This is a genomic window from uncultured Actinomyces sp., assembly GCF_963542285.1.
Classification (GTDB): domain Bacteria; phylum Actinomycetota; class Actinomycetes; order Actinomycetales; family Actinomycetaceae; genus Pauljensenia.
Genome location: NZ_CAUTWQ010000025.1, coordinates 1 through 12,846, shown reverse-complemented (window position 1 = coordinate 12,846; position 12,846 = coordinate 1). Strand labels below are relative to the sequence as shown.

Here is a 12,846-nt window from a genome sequence, read left to right as displayed (position 1 = left end):
CCCGAGGAGTGCCACGAAGCCGCCCAGGCCTTGAGCGATCTGGGGCAGCCGATCCTCTTGGGGCACAATCGAGTACAAGAAGCGAAAGCAACCGTGGATGCGATCCGTGAGGTCCCAGGGGCTCAGATTCACCTGATCGGACCGCTCCAATCCAATAAGATCAATCAGGCGCTCTCCTGTATCGACGCGATTGAATCGATTGATTCCGTTGCCTTGGTACAGAAAATCGATTCACGAGCAGCGGCAGAGCTCCCGGTTTTCGTCGAAGTCAATGTCTCAGGCGAAGACACCAAACACGGCTGCTCTCCTGCTGATTTTTCCTCGATTGCCGAGGCCGTCGCCGCCTCTGCGCACCTCAGGTTCGCGGGCCTGATGACCGTTGGCCTAAACTCCCCCGCTGAAGCAGACGTTCGCCGCGGCTACGCGCTCCTGCGAGAACTCCGCGACACCGCCACGCAGCAACTTGCAATCCCAACAAACAACCTGGAACTGTCCATGGGAATGAGCCACGATCTGGAATGGGCGATCGCAGAAGGAGCGACAATCGTCCGTGTAGGGACCGCAGTCTTTGGTCCGCGTCGCTCAGTTGCGCGCGGGTAGAACCTTCCCCACACCCCAGTCGATTCCGGCGATGAGGGCAAGAAACACCAGAGCACCGCACAAAATCGCAACGATGTTAATCAGGACCTGCTGGTAGCCCAGAACGCTCACGTTCACAAAATCGTAAGGGTACTGATGGACAAAAGCCCCGCGAATCAAGGTGTAGACCACCCAAATCACTGGGATTACCAGTGCTTTCAGTACAACCGAAGCATCTAGCCCGCCACGAGGCCCACAGAGCAGAGCCGCGAGGATCATGAGCGCGGGAACAACCACGTGTTGGAGCGGGTTCGTGAACACCGACCAGCCGCTGAGTACTTCAGTGGGGGCAATCAAGAAGTGGTAGACGATCGCCGTCACGGTAATCATCATGAGCGCACACAATTGAAGTGCACGTCCCCACGAACCGATATCAGGACCTTTCCACGCGATTAGAGTCGCGACAATAGCGACCAGAATATTTGACCACTCAGTGAAATAGGACAGGCATTCAATCATCCGCTGGCCGAAGCCGGCCCAGCCAAAGGGAGCTCCACCGAACATCCCAGGCCGGGCCACGGCCTCGCGAGAATATCCATCCACACCGGTAATAACCAGGGTGAAAACGACACCCACCCACGCGGTGATCGCAACAAGCAGATACGCCCAACGGCCAAAGGTCGCTAAGGTCATCGCTTTATCCCTCACGCTTAGGCCCAATCGGGCAGAATGCGTACACCGCCCTTATCGGCAGATGCTGCAAGCATTCCGTAAACCTTCAAGGCATCAGAGACGTGACGCGAACGAGGCTTGGAAGGCTTCCACGGGGTGGCCCCCATTTCCGCGCGGCGGCGCTCAAGTTCCTCATCGCTTACATTCACGCGAAGCACACGCTTGTTGACGTCGATCTCGATCTCATCGCCGGTGCGCACCAAGCCAATCGCACCGCCGGCAGCGGCCTCGGGAGAGATGTGACCGATAGAAATACCGGAGGTACCACCAGAGAAACGCCCATCGGTGATCAGTGCGCACTTCTTACCCAGACCCAGTCCCTTGAGGTACGAGGTCGGGTAGAGCATTTCCTGCATACCCGGTCCACCCTTGGGGCCTTCGTAGGTGATGACGACAACATCGCCTTCCTGAACCTTCTTGCTCAGAATCGATTCAACGGCCTCTTCTTGAGACTCCACGACGAAAGCACGGCCAATGAAGTGGAAGAGCGACTCATCGATACCCGCGCTCTTAATAACCGCGCCCTTCTCGGCGATGTTGCCGTAAAGAACCGCAAGCCCGCCGTCCTTTGTGTATGCGTGCTCAACATCGCGGATGCAGCCATTCTCGGAATCAGTTTCCAAGGACTCAAAAAGGTTTGCGGTTGAGAAGGCATGGGTCGTGCGCACGCCACCGGGCGCCGCAAGATAACGATGCTTGGCCTCGTCACTCGCGCTGCCACTGCGGATATCCCACTGAGCAAGCCACTCTTCCAAGGAAGGAGCATGGACGGAGTGCACATCGCGCTGCAGCAAACCAGCGCGGTTGAGCTCACCCAGAAGTGCTGGAATACCGCCTGCGCGGTGCACGTGCTCAATGTGGTACTTCGTCGAGTTCGGGGCCACCTTGCACAGGCAAGGAACGCGACGGGAAATCGCATCAATGTCGTCCAGGGTGAAGTCCACCCCGGCCTCGTGAGCGATCGCAAGAATGTGAAGAACGGTGTTGGTGGAGCCACCCATGGCAACGTCCAAGCTCATCGCGTTCTCGAAAGCGTGCTTGGTAGCGATGGAACGGGGCAGAACCGAATCATCATCGTTGTCGTAGTACGCGCGGCACATATCAACAATGCGGTGTCCTGCCTCCAAGAAGAGCTTCTTGCGCTCGACCTGCGTGGCCAAGGTGGTGCCGTTACCGGGCAGTGCCAGGCCGATTGCCTCGTTCAGGCAGTTCATCGAGTTCGCGGTGAACATGCCGGCGCAGGATCCACACGTCGGGCACGCATTTGCCTCGACCTGGGCAAGCTGGGCATCAGAAACCGAATCATCCACGGCCATGACCATCGCGTCGATCAGGTCAAGGCGGTGCTCGACAACGCCTTCAATGGAAGCGCCAGATTCCATAGGACCACCCGAAACGAAGATCGTCGGGATATTCAAGCGCATGGCAGCGATGAGCATACCGGGGGTGATCTTGTCGCAGTTCGAGATACACACCAGTGCATCGGCGCGGTGAGCGTTGACCATGTACTCCACCGAGTCGGCAATCACCTCGCGTGAAGGCAGCGAATAGAGCATGCCATCGTGGCCCATTGCGATGCCGTCGTCAACAGCGATGGTGTTAAATTCCTTCGCAACGCCGCCTGCTTCGCGAATCGCTCCGGCGACCAAGTCGCCCATGTCCTTGAGGTGGACGTGGCCGGGAACGAATTGGGTGTAGGAGTTCGCGATCGCGATAATCGGCTTACCGAAATCCCCATCCGTCATTCCGGTCGCACGCCAGAGCGCACGTGCTCCGGCCATATTGCGTCCTTGAGTCGATGTTGCTGAGCGCAAAGGCTTACTCATGGATTTCTCCCCTATGACGAATTTGTAACGCCTTCAACCCTAGTTCGACCTCGGGGCGACGGCTCGCTAGGTTCACGAGATGGACGAGGCTTTGCGCACGTTTTCGCTTAAATGGCCTGCTTTTACTGCACTTTCACGGGATCTGCGGGCTGTCCACTTCCTGACCATCCACACGACCAGAGCAATGCCGGCCAGACCAAAAACGATAAGTTGGTATCGCGAAATCCATTCTTCGACGATCTCCCAGTTCGCCCCCAACGCATATCCCGCGCCGATAAGAACGGAATTCCACAGGCCTGAACCAATTGCCGTGTACAGAGTAAAGGGCAGAAGTTTCATTCGTTCGATACCGGCTGGAATGGAAATCAAGGAACGAACAACGGGAACGACGCGTCCCAGAAGAACTGCCAGCGGGCCTCGGCGCACAAACCACGCTTCGGCGCGCTGGATATCTGCTTCCTTGACGAAGGGAATCTTCGAAGCCAAGGAGTAGAAGCGCGCACGCCCAAACCATGCCCCCAGCGCATACAGTGCCAGCGCGCCGACAACCGAGCCGACCGTTGCCCACACAATTGCACTCACCAATCCCATGCTTCCCGATGCAGCAGCGAAACCCGCGGAAGGCAGGATCACTTCGCTGGGGATCGGTGGGAATAGGTTTTCTGCAGCAACAGCAATACCGACACCGGGGGCACCGAGCGCGCCAACAAGTGAAACAACAGCTTGGACAATAGGTTCAAGAAGATTACTCATGCCTGTAGCATCGCGGTGCAAGGCATGGAAGAGTTTTGCTCACCCTTTGCGTGAGCTGTGAAAGCCAATCACGGCGCGGAGCACTGAACCAGTTCACCCTCACCTGCGATACGCAGCTGATGTTCGAATGCGGAGATGAAAACTGCTTCTCCGCGGCCCAAGGTGCACTCCCCGGCCTCGGTCGACAAACTCAATCGTCCACGCGTCACCATTGCAATTCGAGGCCCCTCACCCGGAACGCGAAGATTGCTGAGGTTAGGGGTGCAGGTCGTAACAGTGAGTTCAAATTCCTGAGCGGGCGCCAAGAAACGATCCGAATGCGGGCTGGGATGCTCGGGAGCGAGGCGAATCGGCGGGAGCGCCGAGAACTCGGCAATTTCAACGAGTTGTGCGCTGTCAACATGCTTGTGGGTCAGTCCCGCTCGAATGACGTTATCCGAGGCCGCCATAACCTCGATTCCTAGACCGCGCTGGTAGGCGTGGATCTGGCGCGGCGGAATATACGCAGCCTCACCTGCACGAAGCGAAACCGGATTCATCAGGAATGCCAAGATGATTCCAGAATCACCACCGTGCACTGCTTCCAACTCGCACACCAATTGATCGGCGCGAAGCGACGGGGAATTACCCGATTCCAGACGCGTGCGGCAGGCATCAACAAATTCCTCGACCAAGGCTGGGGTGACGGGTGAATCGATATCGAAAACCCACGAGGCCAAGGAACGCAGGCCCCCGCGCACAGTTGAGAGCTTGAGTCGTCGGCGAAGAAGCTCAGCCAGCTCACCCTCGAGGCCCTCCAGAAGCCGGCGCGCCTTTCGAGGGACTCGGAAACCAATAAGGGCCTCGAAATCGGTCAGGGCGTAGAGCATTTCGGGCTTGTGGTTCATGTCCCGATAGGAACGGTTGGGAGCGGTGCGCTCGATTCCCAGCACTTCTTCGCGTAGGTAGCCTTCTCGAGCGATTTCCTTTGTGGGATGAACCTGAAGAGAGAGCGTCTCATCGGGTGCGATGACCTTCATGAGGAAGGGAAGATTTGTTCCAAAAGCGTAGAGGATTCCCGATCCCAGGGCCTTCTTCGGATCTTGCGCGATGAGGTCCCCCAGAGTTGAACCGTCGTGGAGGAGCGTCGGACCATCTGGGTGATTACCGAACCAGAGTTCAGAAACAGGCCGAGGCCCTGGAGTTTCGCCCAAGAATTTGGCGATTGCGCTCTGTGAGCCCCAATCGTCAAACTTGCGCCAGCCCTGAAGCTGCTGCATCTCGGTCTCCTCAACTTCTCTGTAACAGCGGCGTATCCGCGCGTTATCACAGATGAACTATGGCGTTATCTCTTCACAAAACGCGTGATATCTGTGAAAAGTTTAGCGTGTACCTTCTTCACGGTCCGCCAAAGCACGCAGGGCACCGCCGGATTCATAAAGTTCGTCCCAAGTTCCAACTTCAACAATGCGCCCCGAATCCATAACGATGATTTGATCAGCATCGCGAATGGTATCTAGGCGGTGTGCAACCACAATCAAGGTCTTATCGCTGGTGCGACGGCGAATCCCAGCCAGCACGCGAGCTTCGGTTTCGCGGTCAACCTGGGAGGTGGCCTCGTCCAGGATCATGATGGGGGTCTCGCGCAGGAACGCGCGGGCAAGGGCCAGGCGCTGGCGCTGTCCGCCGGAGATGCGCTCCCCCATTTCGCCGACCTTGGTGTCGATTCCTTCGCTTTCCGAGGCGATCCATTCGCTGAGGTCGACCGCCGCCAAGGCATCGTTCAGTTCAGCATCGCTTGCGTCAGGGCGTGCAAGCAGAAGGTTTGCGCGAATTGAATCGTTGAAGACGTGTGCGCGCTGCGGAGCCAAGGTGACGACAGAGCGAATATGATCCTGGGTGTCCTCGCGCAGGTCCACTCCCCCAATGGTGATCGAACCGGAGTCCGGATCCCACACGCGGGCAAGCAGGGCAGCAAGGGTTGACTTACCCGAGCCCGAGGCGCCAACGATTGCAGTTGTCGAGCCGGTAGGAATAGTGACGGTCACCTCGTGGAGGACTTGGGGACGAAGGTGTTCGTATTCCTCCGTATCGTCGTGAAGTCCCGAGGCGATATTGACCTTCGGATAGGCGAAGTTCACGTCAGAAATATGAAGATCACCGCCGCCAGCAATGGGACGGGGACTTTCCGGATCGGGAACCAGCGGTTCACGATCGGTCACGGCAAAGATTCGCGCCGCCGAGGCATAGGCCTGATCCAAATCCGCTGTCAGATCTTCGACAGCCAATACAGGCGCGAAAGAAGCAAGAGCAACGCCCACAGACATGGTGACCTGAGCGATGCTCAAAGCACCCGAAGGAAGCGCAAAGACGGCAACGAGAAGCTGGGCAACAATTGCCAGGGGAAGCAGCGCTTGGTTGAAGCCTCGGCGAATCGCAATCCAGAAAGACGTCTTGTACTGAGCGTGGAAAATGTATTCTTCCATCTCCTGCGTCATTTCGGTGATTCGGCGTTCTTGCGCACCAAAAGCAATGACCTCGCGCACGCCCTGAACCGAGTCGGTGACATGGTGCGAGAGCTGACCGCGAGTTGCGCGAAGGACTCGCGCGGCCTGGTCGGTCGTCTTTCCACCAAAGCATGGAACGAAAACGCCTGCAATCAGAAGGAAGGGTGCAAGGACAAGCGCGTTAAGCGGCGAGATTGCCACGCCCATCCACACGACAGTCCCGATGGGAACGATCACCGCCGTTGCTAGGGGCACCAAGGTGTGCGCGAAGAAGACCTCAACGCGATCAACGTCTTTCGTGACTCGCGACAGAAGATCACCGGTATCGGCACCTTCCGTCATCGCCGGAGCTTGAGGCTCAAGAGAGTCAAAGAAGTAGTTACGCAGGAGGGCCAAAGAACGGAAGGCCACATAGTGTCCCGCGTATTGTTCAAGGTAGCGGAACAGGGCCTTGAGCAGGGACATAATCACCAGCGCCCAGATCACCCATGACAGGGTGACCGAAGCAGGATCCATGGCATAGGAGCCTAATGCCCACGTTCCCACTGCAAAGAGCGCAATCCCCAAAACCAAAGCAGCAATGCGCGCAAGTAGAGAGAAAACAAGCGGGAAAAGGACAGGACGAGCGACGCGAATAAGACGGCGCGAGAGGTCCATGCGCGTGAAGTTCTGGGGGGTCATCGAAGTTCCCCTTCCTTCAGTTCAACTTGGCGGTCTGCGTGGGCGATCGTTGCTCCTCGGTGAGAAATCGTGATGGTCGTACGGCCACGTGCGACGGTATCGATAGCGTTGAGAATCTGTCTTTCGCTTTCCAGATCGACATGCGCAGTGGGTTCATCAAGCAAAAGGATTGGTGCTTCCTTAATGAAGGCCCTGGCAAGTGCGACACGCTGGGCTTCACCTCCTGAGAGGGCCAATCCTTTATCACCGACGCGGGTATCCAAGCCCTCGGGAAGCCTCGCCAGAAGATCATCGAGGCCGACTGTTCGCAGTGCCGTGAGGATGTCCTCGTCGTTAGCTGCGGGGTTGGCGATCAGAATGTTCGCGCGCAGAGTGTCAGAGAAGAGGTAGGTGGTTTGTTCGACGACAGCGATTTGCGATCGAAGCCATTGCAGGGGTACCTGGGCGATATCGATGCCATTGATGAAGATGGATCCTGCGCTGGGACGGTGGTGCGCCTGTATCAGGCTTGAGAGCGTTGACTTTCCGGCGCCTGATGTTCCGGTGATTGCAATGTGCTCTCCGGGGGCAACGCGAAGTGTAGCTCTGCGCAGGATCGGGGAGTCGGCCTCGTAAGCGAAAGAAACGCCGTCGATGCGCACTTCGCCTGGGGCGGGAAGGACTGCGGGAGAAAGCGCTCCGCGTTCAGCGGGGTCGACAACCTCAGGAGTTTCACTGGTGAAGCGTTTAATTTCGCGGGTCGCAGCGATACCGCCCATGCCGATGTAGAAGAACTGACCGATGCGATCCAGAGGATCCAGCATGATCGAGGACAGCAGAACAAGGGTGATGGCCTGACCCATACTGAAGCGACCGGCACTTAGCCGCCAGTAGGCAAGAGCAGTCGCGCCGGTGATCATTCCAAGTGAAAAGACACCGTCAACAACCAGTAGGACCATTTGGTTTCCCGCAAGGTAACGCATGACCTTGACGCGCACGTTCTCTGCCGCATCAGCGAGGGTGCGACCTACGGCTTTTCCTGCGCCAATGTAGGACAGCGTTGACAGGCCCTGAATCGCATCAAGTTCTTGTGCGGCAAGAGCGCGCGAGGCCGTGCGGTAGCGGGTGGACACCGAACGGAATGCCCTTTGGAAAGCTCCAACGGTAAGGGGCACAACGGGGATGGAAATTGCCAGGATCGCTGCGGAAACCCAGTCGAAAGCAAATACGACCGCAACAACCATGATCGGCGTGATCAGCGAGGCCAGCATTGGCGCGATGAAAGTGCCGCGATAATTCGAGCTGCGCTCAACACCATCGGTTGCAGTATTGACGATGCGACCTGAGCGTTCCTTTGTGCGCTCACTGACTCCGAGGCGGAAGATCTGAGCGACCATTGCGTGGCGAATACGGGGTTCATCTGCACGAAGGCGTGCACCGCCCGAGAAAGAGGCGCTAAAAGCCATCATTCCTGCTGCTACAGCAAAGAGTGAAAGGTATCCCAGTGACGAGAGAGCGACATTGCCGCTGATCAGGGAGTCAATAACCGAACCGAGCTCGATGTAAAAAATAATCAGGAACATCGCAGGCAGCAGATTCTTGATGATCTCGATGACGTTCGCTATCCGCTGTTTGGGATAAGGCTGCGGTAGTGCGCCCTGCGAGGCGTTGAGCTCGGGTCCCATCGATTCGCTCTCCTCATTCGGCTATATGACGTCATTTCATTATGACGCTACTTAGGACTACCTTAGCTTCTTAATGACAGAAAGTCATATAGAAGGTCGGGGCAAGTACAGAGGGTGCACAAAGGGGGCGTTCGGATCACTCCGAACGCCCCCTTTACTAAGGTTTACAATGCAAACTCGCGGGCGCGCCCACGCTCAAGTGCGCGAGAAGGCGGCCGCGGCCTCGGCAATCGGGTCAGGCCAGACGGTACATCCAGCCGAAGGGATCTTCCGCGCGACCCATCTGGATGTCCGTAATGTCCTTCCAGATCTGGTGGGTGACGGGACCCGCGGGAAGCTCGACATCGAAATCATCCGAGGCGAGGCGTGCAATCGGGGTCACGACAGCGGCGGTACCACAGGCGAAGATCTCCGCAACCGAGCCATTCTTAATGCCCTCAACCAAGTCGGCAAGAGCGATGGATTCCTCGGTCACCGGCACGCCGCGCGAACGCAGGAGGCGGCAAATTGCGCTACGGGTTCCACCCTCGAGGATCACTCCGGTGAGCTTGGGGGTATGCACGCTTCCATCGGCCATGACGACGAACATATTCATGCCGCCGAGCTCTTCGAGGTACTTGTGCTCATAGGTATCCAGGTAGCAGACCTGCTTGAAACCGCGCTCTGCGGCCAAGTTTTGCGGGAGCAGCGAAGCCGCGTAGTTACCGCCAGCCTTTGCCGAACCGGTTCCACCGGGGCCGGCGCGGTGATAGTGCTTCTCAACCCAGATGGAGACGCCGGTCTGAGTGCCCGACTTGAAGTAGGGGCCGACCGGGGAGCCGATGACGTAGAAATCAACCTGGTGGGCGGAGCGCACACCGAGGAAGGGCTCGGACGCGAAGGTGAAGGGACGCAGGTAGAGAGAGGATCCTTCAGCACCCGGAACCCACTTTTCGTCCGCACGCACGTAGTTCACCAGCGCTGCGACAAAGTCCTCGCGATCCAGCTGCGGCATAGCCAGACGCCAATTCGAGTGGTTCATACGCGCGGCATTGAAGCCGGGACGGAACGTCCAAATACTGCCGTCGGAGTGACGGTAGGCCTTGATACCTTCGAAGGCCGACTGGCCGTAGTGAAGGACAGCGGCAGCGGGAGACAGATCAAGGGGACCGAAGGGAATGACCTCCCGCTGGCCCCATCCGGTTTCGGGCGTCCAACGCATGTGTGCCATGTGATCGGTGAAAACTGTTCCGAAGTTCAGTTCCTCCATAGCCTTTTCGTAATCCGCCTGCGGGGTCGGATTCGGGTTCTGGGTCAGCGGGAAACGACCAGCCAGTTCATCTGCCGAAGGCAGAGGTTCCTCCCCTAATCGCTCCAATTCGGTGGGAGTGTGCTGCGTTTCTGTCATCGTGTCCTCCTCAAAAGCTGATGACATTCAGAATATTCCCCTCGCGGGGGTCAAGCATGGGGTGGTCCGCTATCTGACCCGTTGGGGTGGGGTGAGCGGCGCCTTCCGGGGCGGGGACTCACTTGGGGGCGGCACCTTCTGGTTCCCACTCCCCTGGACCCGGCCTCGTCAGCGGCGAATCAGCGCGACCAGGTCGTTGCCGATCTGCTCGGTCGTTCGGACCAAAGGATCACCAGCGGCGTTAGCGGCCGCACGGTTGCGCATGTCTTCTTCAATCGCGTCCATGATCGCGCGCGATTGCTCGGCATATCCGAGGTGGTTCAGCATGAGCGCAACAGAGGCAATCGTTGCGGTCGGGTCCGCCTTACCCTGGCCCGCAATGTCGGGCGCAGAGCCGTGGACGGGCTCGAACATTGAGGGGTGCGCACCTTCGGGGTTGATATTTCCCGAGGCCGAAAGGCCAACGCCGCCGGTAACGGCTCCCGCCTCGTCGGTCAAGATGTCGCCGAAGAGGTTATCGGTGACGATGACATCGAAGCGACCCGGATCGGTCACCATGTAGATCGTTGCGGCATCAATGTGGCAGTAATCGACGCGGACCTGCGGGTATTCGCGCCCCACTTCCTCGACGACGCGGCTCCACAGGCCACCGGCGAAAATCAAAACATTGTGCTTGTGGACCAAGGTGAGATGGTGAGCCGGACGAGCTGCTGCCTGTTCGAATGCGTAGCGCACAAGGCGCTCAACGCCAAAGGCTGTATTGACGGAGATCTCCTGCGCAACCTCGTGAATCGTGCCCTTGCGCAGGGTGCCACCGTTTCCGGCGTAGAGGCTTTCAGTGCCCTCGCGCACGACGATGAAATCAATGTCGCCGGGGTTAGCCAGCGGAGTCGGGACGCCCGGGTAGTAGCGCGAAGGACGCAGGTTGACATAGTGATCCAGCGAGAAGCGGAGCTTAAGAAGCAGGCCGCGCTCAAGGACACCTGAGGGAACCGAAGGATCGCCGATCGCACCCAAGAGGATCGCATCGTGCTGGTCAATGACCTCGAGGTCCGTGTCGGTCAGGATCTCGCCGGTGCGGTGGTAGCGGCGCGCACCAAGATCGAATTCTGTGTACTGCAGCGTAACGTCAGAGGGAATAACGGCTTCCAGAGCCTTGATGCCTTCGGGGACGATTTCCTGCCCGATGCCGTCACCGGGGATTACTGCGAGTTTCAGATTTGTCATGCTGCCATTGTTGCGCGGGGGCGGCGGGTCGGCAGAAGGTGTCCATATTTCGGGGTGGTTGGTGGGTGGGCGGCGCAACGCCAAGCTCGGCCACGGCCTCGTGCGTATGCCCACTTACGACGTCGCGCCAAAGCCCCTTGTGGTCCGAACAATCCGCGATCGACACAACGCGGCGGAAGCATTGGCACCACTTGGCGGCATTGACGCCACTTGGCGGCATCGCATAGCCCAAAAACCGCAATGCCCATCCTCCAAACGGTGCCAATCACGCCAACCGGTGTCAATCTGAGTCGAGCTAGCCGGATTTCACCGTGAATACCCGGCACAAGCCAGTCCAACCAGTGCCAATCCGCGTCGAGGTGACCGGATTCCGCCGTAGACACCACACACGAAGCGCGAAACAGCGCTCAACCGACCCAACACCACCCGAAAGATTCGCTTCGCACGCAACAAACTTATCCACAGCTCAGGATTCCAACGATTCATCCACATATTTTCGGCAGGAAAACGCGCAGCCGCCGCCCTCGCGCCACACTGTCCACTATGAGCATGCAACTGCCGCACGTGACCCTGAGCTATCGCGGGAGCTCCTCCACCAGCTCCCCACTCAAGGGACAATTGCGCTTGTATCGCGGTGCTTACGTCCAGCTGCCTTTTGATCCGAACAGCGCAAAACCCTGGGATATCTGGAAGTCAATTGCGATGGCACGCATTATTGCGTCAGTCCAGCAAGGAGAGCCAACGCCGCTTGTCGTTGGTACCTCAGCGCTCCTACTCCACGGCGTACAAGGCTGGATCGCGAACCCGAATGTCGAGTTGTACCAGCCGCAGCGCCGAACAAGTCAGCTCATTCCTCCGTGCAGATGCGGGACAGTCTCCGTGCCCGCGGTTAGGCGAGTCTATCGTCGTGGCCCTCCGATTACCTCGGAACGCACGCGGGTTTCAGGGATGCTGACCGAGCACCCCTATGACGCGTTGATCCGCTGCGCAATGCACGATGACGCGCTGCAAGCATTTGCACTGGGATGTAGCGCACTGCGTAAATGGTGCGATTTCAGTAATTTCTCGCAAGACCTGTGCCGAGGCCGCGCTGAAGTCATACGTCAGAAGATCCTTTCGCATTTGGAACGAGTAAAGGGAGGCCGTGGCTTTGCCCGTTCGCGACGGATCCTGAGTGCAATCGACCCCGGATGTAGCAATCCTGCCGAGGCCGCGCTTGCGTGGGTGGTTCGCTCGCTATGCCCCTACGACTTTTCGACACAGTATGAGCTCTCAGCAGGTGGACAGCGCTTCTTTGCCGACATTGCGATTCCGCTATGCAAGCTCATCATCGAGTTCGATGGGATCGAGAAACTGGGGTCAACACAAGGAGAATTCGACCGCGCAAAACGCTCGTGGGTTCAACGCGAACAGACACTACAAGACCAGGGCTGGCGCTTCCTCAGAGTCAACTGGCTGGATTTCAACGATTGGAATGAGCTGCGCAGACGAATTAGCTCTGCGATCGGTGT

General features: G+C 58.2%; 10 protein-coding genes and 1 pseudogene. 3 read left to right on the top strand and 8 right to left on the bottom strand.

All coding sequences use genetic code 11. The annotated features are described in order from the left end of the window. A partial coding sequence (locus RW023_RS08080) for a YggS family pyridoxal phosphate-dependent enzyme (protein ID WP_315580706.1) occupies positions 1-600 on the top strand: 600 nt, incomplete at its 5' end. On the opposite strand, the gene RW023_RS08075 is transcribed toward RW023_RS08080, so the two are convergent. The 5 genes from RW023_RS08075 to cydC all read right to left on the bottom strand — a co-directional run bounded on the left by RW023_RS08075 (position 583) and on the right by cydC (position 7,057). Further along, a complete protein-coding gene (locus RW023_RS08075; RefSeq protein WP_315580705.1) occupies positions 583-1,272 on the bottom strand; it encodes a Pr6Pr family membrane protein in 690 nt (229 codons plus the stop codon). The genes RW023_RS08080 and RW023_RS08075 overlap by 18 nt on opposite strands. 17 nt (positions 1,273-1,289) lie before the next feature. Further along, a complete protein-coding gene (gene ilvD, locus RW023_RS08070) occupies positions 1,290-3,137 on the bottom strand; it encodes a dihydroxy-acid dehydratase (RefSeq protein WP_315580704.1) in 1,848 nt (615 codons plus the stop codon). A gap of 72 nt (positions 3,138-3,209) precedes the next feature. Beyond that, on the bottom strand, positions 3,210-3,890 hold the full coding sequence (locus tag RW023_RS08065; RefSeq protein ID WP_315580703.1) for a DedA family protein: 681 nt from the start codon (positions 3,888-3,890) through the stop codon (positions 3,210-3,212). 68 nt (positions 3,891-3,958) lie between these two features. After that, complete coding sequence (manA, locus tag RW023_RS08060) at positions 3,959-5,149, bottom strand: mannose-6-phosphate isomerase, class I (RefSeq protein WP_315580702.1); 1,191 nt, start codon at positions 5,147-5,149, stop codon at positions 3,959-3,961. A 102-nt stretch (positions 5,150-5,251) separates the two neighbouring features. Then, positions 5,252-7,057: a thiol reductant ABC exporter subunit CydC gene (gene cydC / locus RW023_RS08055; RefSeq protein ID WP_315580701.1), complete on the bottom strand. Its 1,806-nt coding sequence runs from the start codon at positions 7,055-7,057 to the stop codon at positions 5,252-5,254. 38 nt (positions 7,058-7,095) lie between these two features. On the opposite strand from cydC, the gene RW023_RS08415 reads away from it, so the two are divergent. Beyond that, on the top strand, positions 7,096-7,284 hold the full coding sequence (locus RW023_RS08415) for a hypothetical protein (protein ID WP_399499524.1): 189 nt from the start codon (positions 7,096-7,098) through the stop codon (positions 7,282-7,284). Here RW023_RS08415 and RW023_RS08050 read toward each other — a convergent pair. The 3 genes and pseudogenes from RW023_RS08050 to RW023_RS08040 all read right to left on the bottom strand — a co-directional run. Continuing rightward, a pseudogene (locus RW023_RS08050) lies at positions 7,213-8,619 on the bottom strand (ABC transporter ATP-binding protein/permease); the annotation flags it as partial. The gene RW023_RS08415 and the pseudogene RW023_RS08050 overlap by 72 nt on opposite strands. 337 nt (positions 8,620-8,956) lie before the next feature. Continuing rightward, positions 8,957-10,108, bottom strand: coding sequence for a branched-chain amino acid aminotransferase (locus RW023_RS08045; protein ID WP_315580699.1), 1,152 nt, complete (start codon positions 10,106-10,108; stop codon positions 8,957-8,959). A gap of 168 nt (positions 10,109-10,276) precedes the next feature. Further along, on the bottom strand, positions 10,277-11,335 hold the full coding sequence (locus RW023_RS08040) for a 3-isopropylmalate dehydrogenase (RefSeq protein WP_315580698.1): 1,059 nt from the start codon (positions 11,333-11,335) through the stop codon (positions 10,277-10,279). A 549-nt stretch (positions 11,336-11,884) separates the two neighbouring features. Here RW023_RS08040 and RW023_RS08035 point away from each other — a divergent pair. After that, positions 11,885-12,846 (top strand): hypothetical protein (locus tag RW023_RS08035; RefSeq protein WP_315580697.1); only part of this gene is annotated, 962 nt, incomplete at its 3' end.

Excerpts from the sequence above, each read along its gene's own strand:
- manA (WP_315580702.1), bottom strand. The coding sequence starts at position 5,149 with ATGCAGCAGCTTCAGGGCTGGCGCAAGTTTGACGATTGGGGCTCACAG.
- RW023_RS08065 (WP_315580703.1), bottom strand. The coding sequence starts at position 3,890 with ATGAGTAATCTTCTTGAACCTATTGTCCAAGCTGTTGTTTCACTTGTT.
- cydC (WP_315580701.1), bottom strand. The coding sequence starts at position 7,057 with ATGACCCCCCAGAACTTCACGCGCATGGACCTCTCGCGCCGTCTTATT.
- ilvD (WP_315580704.1), bottom strand. The coding sequence starts at position 3,137 with ATGAGTAAGCCTTTGCGCTCAGCAACATCGACTCAAGGACGCAATATG.
- RW023_RS08075 (WP_315580705.1), bottom strand. The coding sequence starts at position 1,272 with ATGACCTTAGCGACCTTTGGCCGTTGGGCGTATCTGCTTGTTGCGATC.
- RW023_RS08045 (WP_315580699.1), bottom strand. The coding sequence starts at position 10,108 with ATGACAGAAACGCAGCACACTCCCACCGAATTGGAGCGATTAGGGGAG.
- RW023_RS08040 (WP_315580698.1), bottom strand. The coding sequence starts at position 11,335 with ATGACAAATCTGAAACTCGCAGTAATCCCCGGTGACGGCATCGGGCAG.